Source organism: Flavobacterium noncentrifugens (genome assembly GCF_900100375.1).
GTDB lineage: Bacteria > Bacteroidota > Bacteroidia > Flavobacteriales > Flavobacteriaceae > Flavobacterium > Flavobacterium noncentrifugens.
The window spans coordinates 194,450-217,564 of sequence record NZ_FNEZ01000002.1 but is presented as its reverse complement, the minus strand read 5'-3'; the positions used below and the strand labels follow the sequence as shown (position 1 = coordinate 217,564).

The window sequence follows — 23,115 nt, the reverse complement described above, 5'->3', positions numbered from 1 at the left end:
GGCTTTTCGAAATAAAATAAACCAACTTAAAAATTCTTAATTTAAGACGATTTTCTTTGTGGTTGAATAATCGCCCGATTGGAATTGCAATACATAAATACCAGCGTTTAAAGCACCTAAATCAATTTGCTGGCTGAAGAAACCTGACGTATTTGCCATTTTGCTTTCGAATACTTTTGCACCTGTTAAGCTATAAATTGCTACGGTATTTTGTGCTGCTGCGCCTGAAGGCAATTCGTAAACAATATTGATCTTTTTGTCTGTCGACGGATTTGGATATACTCCGAAAGACGCTTTGTTTTCCAATGTCGTTGTAGACAACAAGCTCGTAACGTCTTCAGAATTGAAGGTAATTTCCCCTGTTGCACTTCCTGCGAAGGTGTTGAATTTCAATCTGTAAACCGTTCCGTTTGGATTTTTGATAAAGAACGCTTTTTGCGTATCAACAACATAAGCGCCGCCTGTGAATGTTTTCCAGTCGTAACCAATTTTGTTGATGTCTGCAGAAAATTCAAGATTTGTCGTTGCTCCGTCCGCATTTTCAGCAACCTGAAGGCTCGGATGGTGCAAAACGCCCGTTACGCCATACATCATGATTCCCAAATCGGTGTTGTATTTGGTAAAATTCAGATCCCAATCGGTATTCGCCGGTTCAGCAATGACGGGAGCATTGGTTTCCAAAGAATAGTAATTGAAGTTGTTTGTTGGATTTGTCGCGTTTGCCAATGTTACTGTCGTGTCAGCGCCCCAGCCTGCTCCGTCCCAGGTGGCATAAGTAAAGGTATAACCGCTGAAGAAATCGTCGATTTTGAATTTTTTGTATGCCGTAGCCGAATATTTGATCACGAAAACCACAGCTCCGGTGACGTGGTGGTTTGCAATGTTGTATTCGCCCCAGCCGTAAGTTGCCGATCCGTTGTCGAATGCGCCTTTTTCCCATTCTGTATCGCTGTTGTACAATTGTGTCCAGCTTGATTCCTGGCTGACATTCAATGTTGCCCAATCAGCAGTCGTTCCAGCTTCAAATACCGCAAGATTCTTCGCATCGTTGATTCTTGTTGCAAACCCAAAGTTGCTGGTTCTTAAAAAGGCAACGTCCCAGGAATTCTGCGGATATTGGTTTGTGGTTCCGTTTGACAGCTTGTAATAAACCTGGTTTGCATAGCCTGCGCCCATTGCAACCGATCCTGCTGTTTGTGCATTCGAACCCAATCCGAACAACACTGCTGCCATTAATAGTATTCTTTTTTTCATGGTGATAAATATTTAAGTGATTATTGTACTAGTTTGTATTGGAATTTTGGATAGCCGCGAACGCCGCCTTGATTGACAAAAGCCATCATTTTGATTTTATAATAATTGCCATCGATGTCTTTTAGTATGTAATATCGATCGGTGTATGCCGTTCCTGTAAACACGTCGCGCCATTCTGCCCCAATGATTCTTTGATCGGCTGTAAAGTTGGCGTCGTTAATATCTGTGAGAGCAAAATTTTCAAAGCTTTTTACTGACGTATTGACACGATATACTTTCACGCCTGCTTTTAAATTGTTCAGCACAAAATCGGAATAACCATAAGATCCTGAGCCTACAATTTCATTGGTAAAAACCGTAAAATTCAAATCCCATTTTGCTTTTTCAGGTTCGATGGTCACTACGTTTTGCGTGTTGAAACTGAAGAAAGTAAAATTGTAATCCGGTGATCGCGGAATCGTGACTTCGGTGTGCATCGTGCTGTTCAGATCGGCATATTGCAACACATAATTATCGCCGCTTTTGAGGATCCTGATTTTTTTCCATCCACGTGAACTTCCGGCAACGGCTACACTTCCCACCGGCGGAACATCTGTACCAATGGAATAGCCAAGATTTAACAGATAGACTTTATTGTCATTATCGTTCGCAGAAATTTCAGAAATCGCTGTTTTCCCAATGTCGCCATTTGGTGCGTCAACATAATTGACATTTGATGCTTCGAACGTGCCAACAGCTACCTGGCTTTGGTATTGTTGCACGGTGGCTGCGGTTACTGCATCAATATTGGTCGCATCCAACTGTTTGGCCGCCATGTAAAGCGATCCGTTGATGACGACGCGTGAGAGGCCGTCGCTGTAAAATCCAAGATCCCATTTGTCCCTTACAGAAGTGGTTACGAGTTCGGTACTTAAATCGATGAACACCTGATTGCCCTGGTTTGGCCCGCCAATTTCAGGTTCCAATGTGGCGCCGAGTGAAATTCCGAAACCGACGAGCGTCGATGTATAGCCCTGAATAGAAACCTGTGAATCGTAATTGATCTGGATGATGGAAAATCGTACCGATTTCAATTTGTCATCTTCCACATAAGGCTGTTCGATCTTATTTTCATACGTAAAAGAAATCTCCGTTTGCCCTGCCAGAAACGGCACTTCAAAAGTTCCCGATTCTGATGACGGTATGGTTTCAAAATCGACTGTATACTGCGCGTTTGTTGGGGTAACTTTGATAATAACGCTTCCATTGCTTGTTGCAGGCTCAGACAATTTCATCTTAATTTCAGCCTGCCCGTGCATTCGGGTAATATCATGGCTCAGATTTGCGAAACCTACGACAAAGGGCTGGCTCAGATCGGTTTTATCACTTTCACAGCCCGAAAATGCCAGTGCGATTAAAAATAGCGTCAGGAAATATATTTTTGCTTTCATGCTTAGAAATTAAAATGGTATAGTAATTTGAGGAAATAAGACCTTCCGTAACCCAGCAATTGGTTAGTAGAAGCAGCGGTATGCGTTCCTGCACCCGAAGCCGTTGTATTTACGGCAATGACATTGAATAAATTCCGCGCTCCAGCCGTCACTTCAAACCTGTCTTTGGCAAAAGTCTTGCGAATGGTTGCATCGAAAAAAGTGAAATCATTCTGTTTGCCTTTTACGATAGTATTATCTGACAATGTGACAAACTGATATTCAGGCCCGTTGTACTTAAGGAAAGCTGAGAAAACCGTTTTCCATTTAGGAATCCTGTAGGATACATTAGAATTGAGCTGCACACCGTATAAATAGTCATCATTGGCATCGGCTGCAGTTGCATCAATCACTTTAGAAACCCCGGAAAACGTAAATCCGCCACTAATTGTTAGGTTGTCATAATCCATTGAAGACGTGATCGAGGTTCCGAAAGTCCTATAGATATCGACGTTGTTGAATTGCAATTGCAAAGGTGTTGAATTCACGATGACGAGTTCGATCCTGTTAGCCACGTCCATGTAAAAAGCAGTAAATTTTGTCCTGAACTGCATTTTGTTTTCGGCAATAAATGTTTTATTCAGATGAAGGAATATTGATTTTCCCTGTTCCGGTTTTAAGTTCAGATTGCCTTGTACATCATGGTTTACATCTTTAAGGTACGTATACAATTCGTCGTAACTTGGCAGTTTTGGGGCTGTTCCAACTACCGCGCGCAATTCATAACCGCGGCCTAAATCATATCTGGCGCTTAGGGAAACCGCCGCCTGTGTATCAAACATTGAAGAAAACAACGCTCTTGCGCCGGGGCGCAATGAAAATTTATTGCTGATATTGATCTCTGTCGCTGCAAAAACATCGTAGGAACCCAACTTATTGTCGGTATTCTCACTTCTTCGCAAAAGATTGTCGCCGGTTGCCAGCACACTTGCATAGCCGCTGATGTCACTGACTTCATAACCCACAAGAAAATCTATAGTTTCATTTTTCAGGAAATTGCTGAAATTCCCTTTTGAATAAACCCCTTTGCGCGATTCATACCTGTACCTTTCGGTTTTTATATTTTCGTCACGGCGGATGTCGTAAATATTGTCTTCTGCGTCGCGTTTTTGTTCCTGGTACGACAGGGAAATGTCATAATTCAACGCATCAGCAAAGCGACCCGAGGCATTCAGGTTGTGGAAAAAACGCTTGGTTTTGTAAGTGATGTCGTTTGCCGTCGGGAAGCTTGTAGCGGTTGCCGCCTGGTCATTTGGTGTGACTGTGACATTGTAATTGTAAACATCTTCGGTAAAATATTCGAACTTGTAGAAAATCCTGTGGTTCTTCAGTGAATAGCTCAGCAAGGATTTGGCGGTAAGTTGGTTTTTAGGCCGCCATTCATAACCTCTAAGGCTGTCATTTTCTGAGTATTTCTCCCCTTTCCTATTGTTAAAAAAACCTTTAAAATCATTGGTCGTAACCATTGCATTTGCATAGAATTTACTATTGAAATTGTGTCCGATTTTCAAGGATTGGATGTGCCTTCCCATGTCATTCATATTGTATTCGCCACCTACGGATTCTTCCTGGATCGACGGCGTAATTTCCCATTTGTGGATGGAGCTTTTTTTAGTGATGATGTTGATGATCCCCGAAACGGCATTTGCTCCGTATTCTACGCCCATCGAACCTTCGACAATTTCGATTTGCTGCACGTCGTCGAGGTTCATCTGTGTCAGATCGATATTATTACCCAAGCCTTCATCACTGATCACAGGAATATTATCTACAAGGATCTTGAAATATTCGGCATCAAGCCCAAACATGCTAACGCCTGATTTTCCATTCGGGCTTGGCTTTACCGTAATGTTCAGCGACTGGTTCAGCAAATCGGCAAGATTGTTTCCTGCCTGGCGATCGATGTCGGCACGCGTGATCACATTCACCTGAAATACTGATTTTTTAACCGATTGCGGATTGAATTGCCCGGTGATCACAACCTCATCGAGCCTGTTTGCTTTTGGGATTGTGTCTTGCTGGGCCTGTGTGCAAATTCCGGTAAATGCTGTAAAAAGAAAGTATTTGATATTGAAATTCATCCTGTATTAGTTTGCTTTGAATTGTATTGCAGATTGGTCTACAAGTATTGATTTCCATTTTTCGTATGCCATAAAAACGACCCAGATATTGGCAAATAATAATGCCAATGTCAGGTAAAGTTCTCCGTCTTCACCAGGCTCCAGGAACAAATGAAAAAGAAAGATGTTGATGGTTAGAGGCAATGCGATAAAAGCACCTGCAATAGAAAAGATCTGGCTCAGTATCAAAGTGCCTGCAAACAATTCTGTAAAACCCAGGAATTGCCAGAAATAATTCGTTTGCTGCATGCCGAAAATGTAATTTTTGATCATTAACATATCGGTATCTGCTGCGATTTCCTGTCCGGATTTCACTTGCTCGATCAACGAATCAGGCTTTGGAAGCGGATTTTGGAATTTTGCAATTCCGCCATAAAACAACATCCCGCCAAGGAATAATTTAATGGCTATATTGAAAATTTTGAACTTTAATCCAGCTGTGTAATTGGCTTCCATAAGCATTTATTTAGACTGAGTATAGATAATTTTTTTTGCAAATATATTTATTATTTTTAACTGTTCTAAATAAAAACTGCTATTTTTGCAAAAGAAATTTTTAACCATATACAATGAAAACAGGAATACTTTCAGCTTTGGTTTTGCTATTATCGCTAAACATCAACGCCCAGGACCCGAAGAAAAAAGAAGACATCAAAGCCATCAAATCAATGTGCGGCTGCTATGAAGTGGAATTTAATTTTGCTGAAACGTTTCAGTATTCGAAAGACGAAAAATACGTCCCATCGAAAACCAAATACGATTACGGTTTGGAATGGGTCGAACTTGTGGAAGACCAGCCAAGTAAAATCGTTATGCAGCATTTACTGATCGTAAACGACACGATGATCATCAAACACTGGAGACAGGATTGGGAATTTGAGAACACGAGATTGTACAATTTTTACAAAGACACCAGCTGGAAATACCTTACACTGGATAAAAATAAAGTCAAAGGACAATGGACGCAGCGCGTTTTTCAGGTAGATGACAGTCCGCGTTATGAAGGCTCGGCAACCTGGGTTCACGTTGACGGCAGGCATTACTGGGAAAATAACACCGATGCGCCGCTTCCAAGAAGGGAACATACAATCAGAAAAGATTACAATGTATTGAACCGTACAAACGTACATGAGATCACTAAAGATGGCTGGATCCACGATCAGGACAACATCAAAATCGTTCGCGACGACACCGGAAAAGATGTCATTTTAGCCAAAGAAAAAGGCCATGATGTGTATAAAAAAGTAGCCGATTCAAAATGTCTTGCTGCACAAAAATTCTGGAAAGAAAATGCACCGTTGTGGAAAAACGTCCGTGACAAATGGGCAACGGTTTTTGCAAGGAACAAAGATTTGGATTTGTTCGACAAAGTAGAAAAGAAACCGCTTTACAGCTATTTATTCGATTTGAAACCAACCGCTACAAAAGCAGAAAGCGATAAGATCATTGATACTTTCGTGAAAAACTAAAAACATGTTTTCTCCAATAAAAAATCCAAATGCGAACCTCAACAATTCCCATTTGGATTTTTTATTTGACTTAATGAATCTTAATTCCTTAATGGTTTAAATTTTACCACTAAGGAATTAAGATTCATTAAGCTTTTGGCAAGAAGATTTCAGCCATCATGCAACGTGCACTTCCGCCGCCACAAGCTTCAATCGTGTCAAGGTTTGAGCTCAAAATTTCTACATGCTTTTCTAATTTTGAAATCTGGTCTGCAGTCAGGCTTTGACGTGCCGCAGCGCTCATCACCAAATAGCGTTTGTCATTCGCACCGCGCACTTCAAGCATGTTTCCAGCAAAATTATTGACTTGGTCTTCCGTGATCAGAATGATTTCCTTTTTGTCTTCCTTTAAATTGTCAAGCACCATTTTGCGCTCTTTTTTATCATCGATGCAATCGGCACAAATTACCGCAAAAGTTTCTCCAAGACACATCATGACATTCGTATGATAAATCAGTTTTCGTTCGCCATTCACGGTTTGAAATGCTTCAAAAATCACCGGTGCAAAATCAAAATCCTCGCAAAATTCAATAAACAATTCTTCATCGGCACGTGGCGATAACGCACAATACGCTTTTCCGTTGGCGCGGTCTAATACCAAACTTCCCGTGCCTTCAAGGAAAAATCCGTCATCTTCAGCTTCAGTATAATCCATGATATTTTCGACTTCAAAGCCTTGTTCTTCGAGCAGGTCGAGAATTTCTTCCCTGCGCTCCTGCCTTCTGTTTTCGGCAAACATCGGATACAAAGCCACATCGGCATTTTCATGGAATGAGATCCAGTTGTTCGGGAAAATCGAATCCGGCGTATCGGGATTTTCTGTATCGTTTACAACAATAACATCAACGCCAACCGCGCGCAATTTATCTACAAAAGCATCAAATTCCTGCTGCGCTTTTGCGTTTACGGTTGCAGGCAAAAGTCCGTCAAGCACTTTCTGGTAATAATTGTTTACGGCAGTCTGCTCGTTCATTCTAAACGCCACCGGGCGGATCATCAATATAGAATTGGTCGTTTGTTTCATATGCTATTTTTTTTGGGCGTTGCCCTGCGGGCCAGGCTATCGGCTGTGCGCGGCACTTGCCTCTATCCTTAACGCGGACAACGGTTTTTAATAATATTTCTCAGTTATGGAATGATTTCGTCGCAAAATGACAAACCACAAAGTTAATCGCGGATCAACGGCAAAGTCGAACATCTTAAAAGCCCTTCCTGCTTTGCAATTTCGGCATACGGAATTTCCTCTACCGTAAAGCCTTTTTCACGAAGCCAGCTGTTTAAGCGCGTGAAATTCTTCTCGGAAACCACAACGTCGGGCGCAATAGAAAATACATTCGAATTCATATTGTACATTTCGTCTCGCGTGATGTGGAACAGGTTTTCCTTTCCGAAAAGATCCAGCAAAAATACATAATCGGATTCTTCGCGGAACCCGCTTTTGTAGATGATTCCTTTATCAGTTCCAACCGGCTGAAAGCAGCAATCGAGGTGCAACGCATTGTCGCGCGCTTCAATTTTTGATTTAACAAGGTCAAATTCCTTTACTTTTTTATTCGGAAATAAATCTTTGATGTACTGCACGCCTTGCATGTTCGTGCGCGCCGTGATGTAATCTTTATAATCACTGCCTTTGTACGTCCCGATAAAGATGTAATCGTTCCACAACATCACATCGCCGCCTTCAATGTGCACTTCTTCCGGCGGACGAACGACTTTTTCAGGATTGATCTGGTCAATCACATATTGGATCGCGTCGAGTTCGCGTTCCCTGTCGGGCAGAATATTCGCTTTGACAAACGTATCGTCAATGACAAAACCGATGTCGCGGGAAAAAATCTGGTTGTAATTCTCGATCATTTCAGGGCGAAAAACTTTCACATCGTATTTTTTAAAAACAGTGTTGAAAGCTTCCATTTCATCGCACATGTCGCATTCTAGCGGATAGGTTCCGGCAAGGATGTGTTCGAGGGATTTTGGGTCATAAGCTTCATCGGCACCTGGCGTCGGGCCGTTGTTTACAGCCGATCCGAGAACAACGGCGCGCAGCCTTGAAGTCTCATTTTGTACATTTATATTCAGCATAGAAATCGTTTTCGCTGGCAAAGATAAAAAAAGCCTCCTGAAGTTGGGAAGCTTTTACATTTTAATAAGTTAAAGTTAATTCTTGATGAGTTTTTCGGTAAATATTTTTTGAATCGTACTGATGTTGATGTTGTAAATCCCTTTTTGAAGTTGCGAAATATTAACGGTTTCGCTTGTTCCTTTGGCCACTTCCTGCCCGAGTAAATTGTAGATTTTTATCGAAACGATCGGATCTGAACTGTCAACATGAACGACATCAGACGCCGGATTTGGATAAATACTGTAAGTTACGGTATCATAATTTGCCGTTTGCAGCGAACCGGTAGTAGAAGTTCCCTGCAAATAAAGCGACACCGGAATATAGCCTTGCTGCCCGATAAACCTTGCCTGAGGGACGTCAATCTTAAAAGTATGTTCGCCTGCAGCCAGATTTCCAAGTAAAATTTCCCGATTGGGAATTACCTGTCCAGGGCACCAATTGCTGTTGGATGCCCAGCTGGCATCGGTTCTTGGATTTGGCCCGTAGATTCCGTTGCCTTGGGTGTTGTACATCCGGTAAGGTTCGCATGAAATTCCACCCGGAGTGTAAGTCAGTTTTAATGCTCCATCAAGGTAAATGTAATGAAGCCTCCTGCGGTATTCTTCCCCACCTGAATTGGCACCGTGATTTGAAGTGATCAGGTGAAATTTGGCATCATTTACAGCTTCGGGAAGTATAAAAGTAATCGTGCGGACGGTTTGTCCAATAACATCAGTAGCGCCTTCGGTATAATTGTTCAGGTCTTTTTTAAAATTCAGCGGAAGCAAATAATTGTGTTCGGCATTTACGGCATCTGATCCTGAAACAAATTCGAGCGTTCCGAAAAACACGTCGTTTCTTCCGGCGCAGCCTGTGACCTGTGTGTTTGCGGCATACGGTACTCCGAAAACTTCCAGTTCGGCCCAGATATCATAGTTAGCAATGATGGCAGGATCTTTAAAAATCTGCGCTACATTATCGACAGAAAAAGTATAAGGCACTTGCGTAGGCTCAATATTTTTATTCATAAATGGCGTGATAAAACGGCCCAATTCAATTTTTGAAGGATTTGATGCCGAATATGGAGCACCTTTTGGAAAAAAAGACAGATTGACATTTCCAATGCGGTCGTAATTGTCGCAAGACGCTTTAATGGTGACATTGATCGTCATGGTATTTCCGAAAGACTGCAATTGGGCATCCGTGAGCCTTTTTGCATACAAGTCATTTCGGCCCCTTACGACACCATCGGGCGTTGGAAAATCTACAACCGAAGCATAGCCGTCATAGAATAAAATTTCGTTGAAAACGGTGACCGTTGTTTGCGCCGTTGTTTTAAATATTCCGAAAAAAGTGAAGCAAAAGACAATGAGTAGTTTTTTTTTCATAGTGGTGTGTTGCTATTTTTAGTGTAATTTATGCGATTCTTTTAAATAACCGTGTTGTTTAAAGTAGTGTGTATTTATAAATTTTGTTACTGAATAAAAAAATAGAACTTGATATTTTAGGGCAATTCATAAAAAAACGCTTTACGGAGGCTTTTTTTTGCTCAGGCCTGCTTTTTAATTTTTACATCATAATAAAATAAGAAGAACCTTTTCGCCGTGATTTTTGCCAACAGCCTGAAGCCTGCCTTTTCAATGCCCCTAATCGAACTTGCATTTTCAGGATGAACGAGTATGAATACTTTTCTACTTTGTTTACTTAAAAGGATTTCAGCGGCGATCTGCCTGATCACAAATGGATAGATCGACTTGCCCTTATATTCGGGAATTGTGACGCAATCGCCAATGGCCGGGCCTTTTTCGTTGATCAATTTGAGTACGTTTAATTTGCGAAACAGGAAACTGCTGTGTATGATTTGTCCGTTATCAGTAATGAAATATTTTCTACGGCCTTTGGAATCTTCTTCAGACAGGACTTTATATGGCAGTTCCGGCAGCGGAATAATTTCATCTGCAGTCATGCTGTACACCAGCAGGTCTATCGAGACCGTCCGAAAAGCTTTTTTTATTTTACTTATCATTTCTTTTAGTTAAAGTTGACAGCACTTTAGATATGATTTTTTTATGCGGCTTTAAGTGTTTTTCAAAAAAAAGATAGGCTTTAAAAACAGCTGGTTTTAAGACCCAGTGGTATTTGGAATCGGTGAAATAAAGCTGTGCTTCTGCATAACTGTTTTTTAGGTCTACGACGCCTTTTGATCCGCCAAGCGAAATATTGTAGCCGCTTAAATTTTCCCTGAATGACATTTCTATGGCTTTCCAGTGCAAAAAATGGCCGGCCAGGACATCTGGTTTTTCTTTTTTTGTACCGCCCAAAATATAGGTGTTGTAGTTGCCTGCACGAATGACAAGCGCAGCGCCTTTTAAATCTTCTCCCTGAAACGCACCGATGAATTTTGCAGTTCCGTCTTGAATCATCGCCAGTAATGTTTCTTTAAAAGCTTCCCAGGAACGCAGTGAATACTGGTGTTTTCTTGCATTTTCAAGGCACAAATCATAGCCTCGTTTTACTTCATCATGCTGGGTGAGGAATTTTTCCTGTAGCTCTTTTCGCAGCGAACTCCTGATGTAGCGGCGCACGGAAGGCCTGAAATTGTTGAGCAGGGATTCTTCATCTTCAAATTGCTTCAATCCAACCCAGTTTAATCCATTGGAAGAATAGACATACTTGAATAAATGGCCTTCTTTTGCATTGCTGACAGATGGAAGCGCCGGAAGGTCGTGATACAAATGGCTGTTCAATAGGTCTGAATGCGGCAGCGTAATGTGGCAATAACAGGATTTATAGGTTTTCGCGCGGACTTTTACATGAGCGATCATGTCATCCAGCAGGTATTCGAAATCCTTTGTAACAATTGGCCCGTAAGGCACAATGTAAAACCGGAACATCGCTACTTTTGCAATGATGGCTGCAAAACCGCCACGGATAATTCCGTTTTCCACAAATATTGCCATCTCATAATCAAAACCATAAGACCGGAAGGATTTCACCCAATCGGTCAATAATAAATGGCTGCCGCGGTTCTCGGAAAGTATGAAGGCATCCCACTTTTTTAACCATTCGGCATCCTTTGTATTGATTATTTCCATCAGTTTACTGTTCTATAGGTCAGTGATGCTGCTTGCTTGACGATGATTGTTCCGTCATGGTCGACATCGAGCAGGATCTTTTCAAAATTATTTAAAAAAAGCACAAGTTCATTCAATGTAGGATTCCATATTTTTTGCTCTTTGATTTTTGTTCCGAGGTAATGAAAGTTTTTTGAAACCTCAGCGTCGATTGTATCAGGCGTGCTAAACACCCGTCCGGTGTGATAAGCCATCGGAACTGAAAAATAGGTATGCGCGATAAAAAGCCCGTTTTCGAAAATCAGTTTATTGATATTATCCGAACACAAAGCTTTCCTGAAATCGACCATTTCGAGTGTTTGAAATACATAAAAATCGTCTGCTCCGATGCGATGCCTGAAAAAAACCGGCGCATATTTTGCCAATCGGAAAGGTTTATTTTTATGGACATTCCAATGCAACGCGATTTTAAATAACGGCCCAGCCAATTTTATAATATTCTGAAACAGCGGAACCAAAGAAGAAATTTTTTTCTGATGGGCGAGTTTTTTAAAATGCCCAGCCGTGCGTTTGTATCCGGTGACAAGCTGCTCATCTGCATAATAATGGAACATAATGCTCTTGATCATCATTCCTGCGCGATCCGAAAATTTTAATTTTTTAATGCCTTCGTAAAATCGGCCCAAAGTAAAATCATCGGGATTTATCTGATTGATCACGCCTGTCGTAGCGGTTCCTGAATCAATATAATTCCACAACGTATGAATGTTTTTAGACCGAAGCTTGGCTGCATAAACGGCATCGGTCATAACAGAACTTTGGTATAGCGAAAAATTATAAGGTTGGTAGCCATGGTCGATCCATGTTGGAATATCGGGAAACGGCGGTACAAAACCGCTAAAATCACCAAAACTTTCTTCGTCTGTTTTTATGGATTGTGATAAAGAATGGTAGGCCAGTTCATGCCCGTCGTCTTTCCAGGCAATCAATTCTGCGGCATCATTTTCAAAAGAAGCGTTGTCGGCTCTTTTTGAAAAATGGTTCATAAAAAAACCTTTAGTAACTTTTACCCCGCAGTCGCGGAAAAATTCTCTTTGCAGTTGCAGGCTTTCTGGGGTATCAAAATCACAATGGTCTGTAAAGCACGCGATCGCAGAAAAAGGGTAAACTGATCTGCTAAACTCAATGGCATTTTTGGCAGAAAAAAGCAACGCCGGATTTTCTGGAAAAGAAATATTGCTATTGGCTTTTGCCAGTTTCTTATCGTTGTGCGGCTTGGTATATACAGTTAATGGCGCGGCATCTTTGGGATTAAAACGCCAAAAAAGCACACGGGGCTGTTTCTTTTTAATTTCCCATATTCCGCCAGCAAAATTAGGCTGTACAAAAATTCCATTGCTTAGGCGTATGACCTTTGGCGAAAATCCTGAAGCTACATGCTCTCCGGTAACGGGCAGCCAATTGTAATCGTGGTTGCGGATTTCGGAAATGGCATGCTTAAATGTAAAAACCAGGTCAAACGACTGAATCTCGGGATTTTCAAATCCAGACAGGTCTATAACCACTTTATGACCCGCTATCAAACAAGGCCTGGACTGGCTTCCTGAGGTCGTAACTATTGAGATAGAATCCAGCATATTTGATTGGGTCGGTTAGAATATTGCAGCAATACATTCCGTTATTCATAATGGAATTTGCCTTTTAACTGTGGCGAACAAATATAAAAAAATCCCCTGAGTTCAGGGGATTTAATTTAATAAGTCAACGTCAATTATTACCGACCTGCTTTTGAAATTCTTTTCTGGATTATCTTTTATCCATATCTTTAAAATCCCGCAACGGATATCCGGTGTAAATTTGTCTCGGCCTTCCGATTGGTTCTTTATTGACACGCATTTCTTTCCATTGTGCGATCCATCCCGGCAAACGCCCGATGGCGAAAAGCACGGTAAACATATCTGTTGGGATTCCGAGGGCGCGGTAAATGATTCCCGAATAGAAATCGACGTTCGGGTATAATTTTCTGGATACGAAATAATCGTCTACCAAAGCCGCTTCCTCCAGTTTTTTGGCAATCACCAAAATCGGGTCATCAACGCCTAAATTTGACAACACTTCATCTGCTGCTTTTTTGATGATTTTTGCCCTTGGATCAAAGTTTTTGTAAACCCTGTGCCCAAAGCCCATCAATCTAAACGGATCGTCTTTGTCTTTGGCTTTGGCCAGGTATTTATCGGCATCGCCACCGTTTTTCTGGATTTCCTCAAGCATTTCAAGAACCGCCTGGTTTGCGCCTCCGTGCAATGGCCCCCAAAGTGCAGAAACACCCGCTGAAATCGAAGCAAACAAACCTGCATGTGACGAACCAACCATTCTTACTGTTGATGTCGAACAGTTTTGCTCGTGATCAGCGTGAAGGATGAACAGTTTATCCAAGGCATTGATCACCACCGGATTGGCTTTGTATGGTCCTGTTGGCAAGGCAAACATTAAGTTTAGGAAGTTCTCAACATACCCTTTGGTATTGTCGTAATAGTTTAATGGGAAACCGGAAGCTTTTCTGAAAGTCCACGTGGCCAAAACAAGGAATTTACCCATCGTTTTACACACCGCTTCATACATTTCTTTTTCATTTTCAACATTGACCACTTTTGGGTTAAATGCGGTCAATGCACTTGTCAATGACGATAAAACGCCCATTGGGTGCGCTGTTTTTGGAAAACCGTCGATGATGTTTTTCATCTCTTCGTTGACCAAAGTATATTTTCTAATGTCATTTTCAAACTGCTCCAATTGTTTGGCTGTTGGCAATTCGCCGAAAATAACAAGGTAGGAAACTTCGAGGAATCCGGCTTTATCGGCTAAATCTTCGATAGCATAACCTCTGTAACGCAAAATGCCTTCTTCCCCATCAAGGAACGTAATTTCGCTTTTGCATACGCCCGAATTTTTATAACCCGGATCCATGGTGATCGCTCCTGATAAATCGCGTAACTTGTTAATATCGATCGCCACTTCGTTTTCACTTCCAACGATTACCGGAAGTTCATACTTTTTGCCATCTAATTCTAATATTGCTGTTTTTGACATAATTATTGGTGGATTTTAATCTTGAAAATTATAATTTAACAAATCTATGGAATTTAGTATGAATTAAAAAATGATTCCTGCAGCGAAATCGTTAATAATTCTATAAATGATGTCAATTTGGTATATGTCAGAAATCATGCTTATTCAAAAAAGAAAGCCTGCGAAAATATCACAGGCTTCTTAAATTAACCAAATAACCTAACTAATTTTTAAGGAGCTTTTGTGTTGTCGAACCTTTGTCTGTAATGATTTTCACAAAGTACAATCCTGAAGATTTTAATGACATGTCCAAATGTGCCGATTCTGCATTTGGAAATTGCTTTTCGATAAGCCTTCCGCCAATGTCGAACAACGCAACTGATTTTAAAATTCCGCCCGATTTAATGTTTACGATATCATTTGCCGGATTTGGAAATATTCGTATGGAAAGGTCTGCAACAACATCTTTCACGCTAAGATTTGCAAATCTGGTGTCTGCCCTGTTGGTCACAATCGGGTAATTGTAATCAAAAAAAATGTTTGCCGTGTTCGAAACCGTGGTATTGGGAGCAAGATTTTCAAGCGTTCTAATTTTAAACAACACATTGCCATGCCCGCCGATTGGCAAATGGATGCCTTCAAAAATGAATTCAATGACATTGCCCGTTACTTTTACGCTCATACCATCGGTAGCATCTAAGATCTGAAAGGAATTGATATCGAATTGTACCGCATCAATGACATCTTTCACGACCACATTTTCAGCGACATGCGTTCCGGTATTTTCAAAATTGATCATGTAGTGCAAATATTTCCCGATCTGCGCTGCAGAAACCGCTGTTCCCTCGAGGCATTGTTTGTCATTCGGATCAAACGAACCAACAACGGTTTGGGTATATTGAAAAACATTGTCTTCGGGCGTTTCATCGGTTGCAACCGGATTGATCGTTGCCGAAAATGCCAATTGGTCATCAATGTTCACCGGCGGTGTTTCTGTTGGAGCATTCAGCTTTAGCGAAACATTGATCGAACGGCTTTCAAACGGCATGAGGCTGGTATAATTAAACGACAACAATCCTGTTGCCTGTGCATCTGGCACTATGGAAGCAGCAATAAAATCGAGCAATGCATCGTCAAAATTAAAGCTGATGTTGCCCGATAGCGTTTGATTTCCTTTGTTCTTATAAACGATTTGATATACTGCGTTAAAGCCTGGTCTTCCAGGTACAAGCGGCGCAACAACAATTTCAAGATCAGGATGCACGGCATTTGGTGTCAAGCAGAAATCCTGTGTTGTTACCGAATTGTCATTTTGAGGAAAGTTTACTGTGGCTAAAGTTGGAGTTGTCGTAAAATACGCCGGATTTTCAAATTCAGGTATCAAAGTAAAATTCCCTGCATCGGTATAAAAATAATAATTTCCTGAAGCATTTGTAAATGTTGAACCCTGATTCGTACCATCGTTGATTTTTACTTTCAGAAATGGATGTGGCGCGTCATTTTCATCACAACCATTGTTGCTTTCATCGAATGTGACTTTTCCCTTAATCGTGTTGTAATTTCCGCCGGGCGTAAACAAACAATAGGAATTCACCGGAATATTTAAAACCTGTAACATGGGAAAATCGGCTATCTGTATTTCGTCCATGCAAACAAATTCCAATTGGCTCTCATTGATAAAAACGTTGGTCTCTCTTCTTCCATTCTTTATATTTAAGGTATGCAGGTCTAATGTTGACAGATTGGCCTGATCCAGATTGGGACAATGCGAAAAATCAAGATCTGAAATTGTACTGGTAAAACCATTTAAATCTATATATACCAGCGAAACGCAGTCTGCCAAATCCAGAGTAGAAAGTTTGGTATAAGTAAGTCTCAGGTCATTCATACCTGAACAGCCTTGAAGATTTACGGATACTAATGTTGGCATTGTTCCACAGTCTAATTTGAGCAAACTATGGCAGCCACTGGCATTGATGGAAGTCAGTTTTGTTTCTCCAATGCGCAAAGTTTGCAGTGCCGCACACCCCGTTAGGTTCAACATCCCTGAAATTCTCTGATCATTGACACTACCAAATTCTCCGATGTTTAACTCCTCAAGCTGCGTCAAATTCGACACATCCAAATCGATAAGCGGACTTTCCCTGAGATTCATGATTTTTAGACTCGTACAGCCCGAAATATTCAAATGGAGAAGTGAATTTTGGCTCAGTTCCAGATTGGTCAAAAAATTCATTCCGCTCAAATCCAAAGTATCGAAAGTTGACAAATCATTCTGAGCATCCCAGATACTAAGCTGCACCAATTTATGGTTTTGGGTAAGATCAATAAACGCCACCGGATTTCCCCAATTGTCAAAAGACTCCAGATTTGAGAACGCCTGCAAGCCTTCGAAAGAAACAATGTCCAGGAACTCCAAACGCAGATTAGTTATTGCTTCAGCTTCGGAAACCTGGATTTGCCCATCACTATTGCTATCAATAACCGGATTATAAGTGAGCAAAGCATTCTTAAAATTCGCATCCGGGATGTTTACAACAGGCTGCGCCGCAGCTCCAATACCAATTAACAATAATGAAAGTAAAAGCTTTTTCATGTGGCTTACATTTATATTCCAAATATACTTTTTTTAAATCCGTCGGCATTCAGCCAATGAGAATTCGATGGGTTTGAATTAGAATTCGCATAAAAAAACCGGCTGTTTTTACAACCGGCTTTAGATTATTGGAAGAAGATTTATTTTTTAACGATCTTCTCTGTTTTCGAACCTTTATCCGATGTCACCTTCAGGAAATAAATCCCGGCATCCTTATCTGAAATATCGATCGAAACCCATTTTGAATTTGTCGTTTTGGTTTCGAGTATTCTTCCCTGAATGTCATACAATTCCACTATTTGAATGTTTGTTGCTGATTTGACATTCACGTCTGCACTTGCCGGATTTGGATAAACCGCAATCGAATGATCAACAGCAACCGCTGCAACCGACAGATTTTGAAATCGCGTCAATGCCGGATGGGTAACAATTGGCGCATTGTAATCAAAGAAAATATCTGCGGCATTTGAAACTGATGAGTTTGGCACGAGACTTTGAAGCGTTTTAATTTTAAACAACACATTGCCATGCCCGCCGATTGGCAAATGGATGCCTTCAAAAATGAATTCTACGACATTCCCATTTATGTTGACAGACATACCAGCGGTGGCGCTTAAAATCTGGAGCGAATTGATATCGAATTGCGTCACATCAATGACATCTTTCACGACCACATTTTCAGCGACATGCGTTCCGGTATTTTCAAAATTGATCATGTAGTGCAAATATTTCCCGATCTGCGCTGCAGAAACCGCTGTTCCCTCGAGGCATTGCTTGTCATTCGGATCAAACGAGCCAACAACGGTTTGGGTATATTGAAAAACATTGTCTTCGGGTGTTTCATCGGTTGCAACCGGATTGATCGTGGCCGAAAATGCCAATTGGTCATCAATGTTCACTGGCGGCGTTTCTGTTGGAGCATTCAGCTTTAGCGAAACATTGATCGAACGGCTTTCAAACGGCCTAAGGTTGGCATAATTAAACGACAACAATCCTGTTGCCTGTGCATCTGGCACTATGGAAGCAGCAATAAAATCGAGCAATGCATCGTCAAAATTAAAGCTGATGTTGCCTGAAAGCGTTTGATTGCCCTTGTTTTTGTAAACAATCTGATACATTGCATTAAATCCGGGTCTTGCAGGTACGAGTGGTGCAATGACGATTTCGAGATCGGGATGCACGGCATTGGCGGCAAAGCAAAAATTTTGTGTCGCTACCGAATTGTCATTCTCCGGAAAATTGATCGTTGCTGTGGCCGGAGTTGCCGTAAAATAGGCCGGATTTTCAAACTCTGGCGTTACCGTAAAATTCCCGGCATTGGTATAAAAACGATAGTCGCCTGAAGCATTTGTAAACGTGGAAGCCTGGTTGGTGCCATCGTTGATTTTCATTTTCATCAATGGATGCGGCGCATCATTCTCATCACAGCCGTTGCTGTTTTCATCGAAAGTTACTTTTCCGTTAATGGTATTGAAGTTTCCGCCAGGCGTGAATGAACAATAGGAATTGACTACTACAGCTGGATTTCGAAAGTTAAAGTCATTGTCATTAAGCTGGAATTCATCTGCACAAACAAACTCAAGCACATCTGAATCAACGCTTATAGTAGATTCATTACTGCCATTTTTTATATTCAGTGATTTTAATAGTGGATCTCGCTGTAGAAGCAATGTAGTCAATTTCGGCAAACGAGATAAATCTGCTGTTAGAAATGAGTTGCCGTTCATCCAAACATTTTGCAATATTGGGCAATTAAAAATTTCAAAATCTGTTATATTAAACCCTCCTACGGAAAGGTCTGTCAAACTCGGACATCCCGACACATGCAATATAGATTCAACATCATTATCCGTTAAATCGATCGATCTCAGTAATTGACAATTTGTGATCGTAACTTCTGTGAGGCTCGAAATGGATTCAAGAGACATTGTACTAATACCGGTAATGCGATTACAATTAGAAACCGTTAATGATCCTCTGAGCAAATTTCTCGTGAAAATAAAACCATTCAAATTTGGCAGGTTAATCAGTTTCAGGTTTTCAATAGGAGCAGCTTCCACTTCAAGGTTACTTAACACTGTGCAATTGTCAATATTAAGACTTGTCATTGGATTAAAACTTACCGTTAAAGTTGCCAGCAGCGCGTTATGACTTAAATCAAGGCTTGTAATATTATTTTTTTCAACATCCAAACCAGACAATAAAGGGCAATTGCTGAGATCGATCGTCGAGATTTGGTTGTTGTAACAACGAAATCCACGCAGATTTATAAAACTTCGAATGCCTTCGACAGATGCAATATTTTTACTTGACACATCCAAAAATTGGATTATTTCTGCTTCTGAAACTTGAATTTCCCCATCACTATTAGCATTAATGAATGAGTTTGTCAACAATGCGTTCTTAAAATTCACATCCGGAATATTCACAACAGGTTGTGCCGCTGCTCCAACGCCAAATAACAGTAATGAGAGTAAAAAAAATTTCATGTGTCTTACATTTATGCCCCAAATATACTTTTTTAAACCCGGCAGCATTCAGCCAATGAGAATTCGACGGTTTTGAATTAGAATTCGCATAAAAAAACCCGACTGTGTAGCCGGGTTTCAAAAATATCGTAAAATGATTATTTTATTTTGAATGCTTTTTTTCCAGGGAAATAAGCCGTGTCGCCCAATTCCTCTTCAATGCGAAGCAACTGGTTGTATTTTGCCATACGGTCTGAACGTGAAGCCGATCCGGTTTTGATTTGTCCGCAGTTTAAGGCTACAGCCAAATCTGCGATGGTGTTGTCTTCAGTTTCTCCCGAACGGTGCGACATTACAGAAGTATATCCTGCATTGTGCGCCATGTTTACCGCTGCGATTGTTTCTGTTAAAGTCCCGATTTGGTTTACTTTTACAAGGATCGAATTGGCAATTCCTTTTTCGATTCCGGTGGCCAAACGTTCTACGTTGGTTACAAACAAATCGTCTCCAACCAATTGTACTTTGTCGCCGATAAGGTCTGTCAAATATTTCCAGCCATCCCAATCGTCTTCCTGCATGCCATCTTCAATTGAAATAATTGGATAGTTTGCAGCTAGTTCAGCCAAATACTCCGCCTGCTCTTTTGACGAACGGATTTTTCCGCCTTCGCCTTCGAATTTTTTATAATCGTATTGCCCGTTTACATAGAATTCTGATGCCGCACAGTCTAGGGCGATCATGATTTCATCCCCGAATTTATAACCTGCATTTTCAACCGCTTTTTTGATCGTATCCAAGGCATCTTCGGTTCCGCCGGCTAAGTTCGGAGCAAATCCGCCTTCGTCACCTACTGCAGTTGACAAACCGCGGTCGTGCAATACTTTTTTCAAGTGGTGGAAAATCTCGGTTCCCATTTGCATCGCCTGAGAAAACGTTTCGGCTTTTACCGGAAAGATCATGAATTCCTGGAAAGCGATCGGTGCATCGGAATGCGAACCGCCGTTGATGATGTTCATCATCGGAACAGGAAGCGTGTTTCCTGAAACACCGCCTACATATCTGTACAATGGCATGCCAAGTTCATTTGCCGCCGCTTTGGCTACAGCCAATGAAACGCCTAGAATGGCATTCGCGCCAAGCTCTGATTTATTTGGAGTTCCGTCAAGATCGATCATCATTTTGTCGATCAGGTTCTGTTCGAAAACAGAGGTACCGAGGATTTCCTCTGCAATTCTTGTATTTACATTTTTAACTGCTTTCAGGACGCCTTTTCCAAGATACGCCTTTCCGCCGTCACGCAATTCTACAGCTTCGTGTTCTCCGGTTGATGCGCCAGATGGTACAGCAGCACGTCCTAAAACACCGTTTTCAGTCACTACATCTACTTCGATTGTAGGATTTCCTCTTGAGTCAAAAATCTGTCTTGCATGAATTTTAATAATAATGCTCATTGTATCTGTTTTTTGAATTGTTTACTTATTATATGCAAATATATTGGAAGTTAGGCAATCATACTGCTCAAAAATAAATAATTATCAACTTAATCGATGTAGTAATCCGAAATTTTAGCACCATACTTTTTACCTTTAAAATCCGATGTTTGATGTGAAATCTTTTTTGTAGCAAATTTTTAATATTATTTTTTTTGCTACACTTTTTGTAGCATTTTTTTAAAATTGGATTTTTTGCTACACATTACTTACCTAAACCTAATCACTTGTTTAATCACAATACTCATCTACTAAAGCGTTATTTTAAGTACCACAACTATTCAGTTCCTTTAAATCCCAGCGCTTGAAGTACGTAGCTTTTGTAACTTCGCCCGATCGGGATTTCGTTTTTGCCGATCTCGATGCTGCTGGCGTCAAAAAGATCGATCTTGTTCCGGGCGACGATAAAGGAGCGGTGCACGCGGATGAAATTTTCCGGCGGCAGCGCCTTTTCAACAGCTGCAAGCAGGTAACGGGTAAGAATCGTTTTGGTTTCGGTGACAATTTTGAGGTATTCGCGCTGGCTTTCAATAAACAAAATGCTGTAGCGAAATGCGCGCTTTTTTCTTGTTCAACATAAAAAACAGGCAGGCTTCTTCCTGTGCAACCACCGGATTTCGGTTTAGCTTTTTGGATGTGTCCGATCGACGACTTTGCTAATTGCCGCCATGAAGCGTTCAAACGGAATTGGTTTCAGTAAATAATCGATGACATTGTATTCGTAGCTTTTCAATGCAAATTCATGGTAAGCCGTTGTTATGAACAATTTTTTTTCCATAATCGCGAAGTTATGCATTTTGGTTCTTTTTCGGCATTTCTGAGACAGACAGCGGTTTTATCGATACGAACGGCAATTTAAAAATGATCTTCTTTCGATCAGCATCCAATGGATTAAAATCGCTTTCTGCAGTTTCCATGCGGTTGTTTGCAGCAATCGAAATTTAGGCTGAATCTTATTGGATAACTTTTATTGGTTAAAAAAAATCAGATTACTCACAAACCATGAAAATCATGAAAAAAATATTATTCTCCGTATTGGCATTCACAACCGTTGTAGGTTATAGCCAAAACTGGCATTCCGCAGCTGATATTCCGGTTCCGATCCGCGCAGGAAATACAGCTTCATATTCAAAAAATGGCGAAGGCTTTCTATTTATCGTTTCCGGTGGCGACAACAACGGGAACATCCCGCCGAAGCACCAGCGCTGCCAAATTAGCACGGACAGCTGGATAAGCCTGGCCCGGCCACCCAACGAAATAATGGGCGCAGCGACCGCTATTTTAAAAGACAGCCTGTATGTCATTGGCGGACTGAGAACTACTCCGGGTTCAGCCTTGCGAACGGTATACAAATACAGCATCAATGAAAATACGTGGTCTCAGGCGGCAAATTTTCCGTTTGCACTTGTTGATGCAAAAGCCGTCGCCTACCAGGACAGCCTGATATACATCACCGGCGGAAGCACCAACAATACTTTTGAAACCCATTCTGATGAATGTTATCTTTATGATGTGCGCATGACAGCTGGCAGACGCTGCCTCCGAAGCCTACTTCTTGGCTGACGGGAAACAGCGGCAGTGTGCAAAACAATGGCGAATGGTCGCTGATTTGCAGCAGCGGTTTTGATAGCAGATATTTATCGCAGACCGAAATATACAGCACCGCTTTCAACAAGTGAAAATTTGGCTAACAATTGTGGAAGGACTTCAAAGTGATTTATGGCAAGTACATTACGGTTAGGTTGTGCCACAACCACGGACGGATCGTAAAACAAATGACAGACATTGCCTCTGGAAAAGAAATCCAGGATGTATTGATAGAAAAAGACAGTTTGCCAAAAGGCATTTATTATTGCTCGTTGCATCATCAGGATGTTATGGCAACGAAAAAAATAATAGTGCATTAACCTCCTGAATTTAAAAAAGCCATAACGATAGGGTTGTTATGGCTTTTTTATTTTTAGCA

The 23,115-nt window shown here is 41.1% G+C and carries 20 protein-coding genes; 3 read left to right on the top strand and 17 right to left on the bottom strand.

Annotated features, from left to right (window positions below; translation table 11 throughout):
- Positions 1 to 36: 36 nt before the first annotated feature.
- From BLS32_RS05645 to BLS32_RS05630, 4 genes are read right to left on the bottom strand one after another with little or no spacing between them, the layout of a single operon-like run.
- Entirely contained in the window at positions 37 to 1,254 is a 1,218-nt protein-coding gene (locus BLS32_RS05645) for a T9SS type A sorting domain-containing protein (RefSeq protein ID WP_091392774.1), read from the bottom strand.
- A gap of 20 nt (positions 1,255 to 1,274) precedes the next feature.
- Positions 1,275 to 2,684 (bottom strand): HmuY family protein, encoded by a 1,410-nt coding sequence (locus tag BLS32_RS05640; RefSeq protein WP_091392772.1) that lies wholly within the window; start codon positions 2,682 to 2,684, stop codon positions 1,275 to 1,277.
- 2 nt (positions 2,685 to 2,686) lie between these two features.
- A complete protein-coding gene (locus BLS32_RS05635; RefSeq protein WP_091392770.1) occupies positions 2,687 to 4,804 on the bottom strand; it encodes a TonB-dependent receptor plug domain-containing protein in 2,118 nt (705 codons plus the stop codon).
- A 6-nt stretch (positions 4,805 to 4,810) separates the two neighbouring features.
- Entirely contained in the window at positions 4,811 to 5,299 is a 489-nt protein-coding gene (locus BLS32_RS05630) for a DoxX family membrane protein (protein ID WP_091394602.1), read from the bottom strand.
- A 113-nt stretch (positions 5,300 to 5,412) separates the two neighbouring features.
- Here BLS32_RS05630 and BLS32_RS05625 point away from each other — a divergent pair, with 113 nt between their 5' ends.
- The gene (locus tag BLS32_RS05625) at positions 5,413 to 6,312 is read left to right on the top strand and encodes a DUF6607 family protein (protein ID WP_091392769.1); all 900 of its coding nucleotides are present in this window, start codon (positions 5,413 to 5,415) and stop codon (positions 6,310 to 6,312) included.
- Positions 6,313 to 6,439: 127 nt separating this feature from the next.
- Here BLS32_RS05625 and ctlX read toward each other — a convergent pair whose 3' ends face one another.
- The 13 genes from ctlX to BLS32_RS18745 all read right to left on the bottom strand — a co-directional run bounded on the left by ctlX (position 6,440) and on the right by BLS32_RS18745 (position 22,066).
- On the bottom strand, positions 6,440 to 7,375 hold the full coding sequence (ctlX, locus tag BLS32_RS05620; protein WP_091392767.1) for a citrulline utilization hydrolase CtlX: 936 nt from the start codon (positions 7,373 to 7,375) through the stop codon (positions 6,440 to 6,442).
- Positions 7,376 to 7,518: 143 nt separating this feature from the next.
- A complete protein-coding gene (locus BLS32_RS05615) occupies positions 7,519 to 8,433 on the bottom strand; it encodes a dimethylarginine dimethylaminohydrolase family protein (protein WP_091392765.1) in 915 nt (304 codons plus the stop codon).
- A gap of 75 nt (positions 8,434 to 8,508) precedes the next feature.
- Positions 8,509 to 9,840, bottom strand: a complete 1,332-nt coding sequence (locus tag BLS32_RS05610; RefSeq protein WP_170227533.1) for a peptide-N-glycosidase F-related protein — start codon at positions 9,838 to 9,840, stop codon at positions 8,509 to 8,511.
- A 161-nt stretch (positions 9,841 to 10,001) separates the two neighbouring features.
- Entirely contained in the window at positions 10,002 to 10,478 is a 477-nt protein-coding gene (locus BLS32_RS05605; protein ID WP_139171699.1) for a GNAT family protein, read from the bottom strand.
- Positions 10,468 to 11,547, bottom strand: coding sequence for a GNAT family N-acetyltransferase (locus tag BLS32_RS05600; RefSeq protein ID WP_091392761.1), 1,080 nt, complete (start codon positions 11,545 to 11,547; stop codon positions 10,468 to 10,470). Before BLS32_RS05600 ends, BLS32_RS05605 begins: the two co-directional genes overlap by 11 nt.
- On the bottom strand, positions 11,547 to 13,163 hold the full coding sequence (locus BLS32_RS05595; RefSeq protein ID WP_139171698.1) for a hypothetical protein: 1,617 nt from the start codon (positions 13,161 to 13,163) through the stop codon (positions 11,547 to 11,549). The genes BLS32_RS05600 and BLS32_RS05595 overlap by 1 nt, the downstream gene beginning before the upstream one ends.
- A 169-nt stretch (positions 13,164 to 13,332) precedes the next feature.
- On the bottom strand, positions 13,333 to 14,616 hold the full coding sequence (locus BLS32_RS05590; protein WP_091392758.1) for a citrate synthase: 1,284 nt from the start codon (positions 14,614 to 14,616) through the stop codon (positions 13,333 to 13,335).
- Positions 14,617 to 14,818: 202 nt separating this feature from the next.
- Positions 14,819 to 17,191, bottom strand: a complete 2,373-nt coding sequence (locus BLS32_RS05585; RefSeq protein WP_091392756.1) for a T9SS type A sorting domain-containing protein — start codon at positions 17,189 to 17,191, stop codon at positions 14,819 to 14,821.
- A gap of 140 nt (positions 17,192 to 17,331) precedes the next feature.
- On the bottom strand, positions 17,332 to 19,680 hold the full coding sequence (locus tag BLS32_RS05580) for a DUF7619 domain-containing protein (protein ID WP_170227532.1): 2,349 nt from the start codon (positions 19,678 to 19,680) through the stop codon (positions 17,332 to 17,334).
- Positions 19,681 to 19,817: 137 nt separating this feature from the next.
- On the bottom strand, positions 19,818 to 21,110 hold the full coding sequence (gene eno / locus BLS32_RS05575) for a phosphopyruvate hydratase (RefSeq protein ID WP_091392752.1): 1,293 nt from the start codon (positions 21,108 to 21,110) through the stop codon (positions 19,818 to 19,820).
- A 316-nt stretch (positions 21,111 to 21,426) separates the two neighbouring features.
- A complete protein-coding gene (locus tag BLS32_RS05570; RefSeq protein WP_170227531.1) occupies positions 21,427 to 21,687 on the bottom strand; it encodes a LytR/AlgR family response regulator transcription factor in 261 nt (86 codons plus the stop codon).
- Positions 21,688 to 21,771: 84 nt separating this feature from the next.
- On the bottom strand, positions 21,772 to 21,927 hold the full coding sequence (locus tag BLS32_RS18425) for a hypothetical protein (protein WP_170227530.1): 156 nt from the start codon (positions 21,925 to 21,927) through the stop codon (positions 21,772 to 21,774).
- Between the two features lie 10 nt (positions 21,928 to 21,937).
- The gene (locus tag BLS32_RS18745) at positions 21,938 to 22,066 is read right to left on the bottom strand and encodes a hypothetical protein (RefSeq protein ID WP_255314659.1); all 129 of its coding nucleotides are present in this window, start codon (positions 22,064 to 22,066) and stop codon (positions 21,938 to 21,940) included.
- 94 nt (positions 22,067 to 22,160) lie between these two features.
- Here BLS32_RS18745 and BLS32_RS05565 point away from each other — a divergent pair, with 94 nt between their 5' ends.
- Both BLS32_RS05565 and BLS32_RS05560 read left to right on the top strand, forming a co-directional pair.
- A complete protein-coding gene (locus tag BLS32_RS05565; protein ID WP_170227529.1) occupies positions 22,161 to 22,712 on the top strand; it encodes a Kelch repeat-containing protein in 552 nt (183 codons plus the stop codon).
- 131 nt (positions 22,713 to 22,843) lie between these two features.
- On the top strand, positions 22,844 to 23,056 hold the full coding sequence (locus tag BLS32_RS05560) for a T9SS type A sorting domain-containing protein (RefSeq protein ID WP_139171697.1): 213 nt from the start codon (positions 22,844 to 22,846) through the stop codon (positions 23,054 to 23,056).
- Positions 23,057 to 23,115 lie beyond the last annotated feature (59 nt).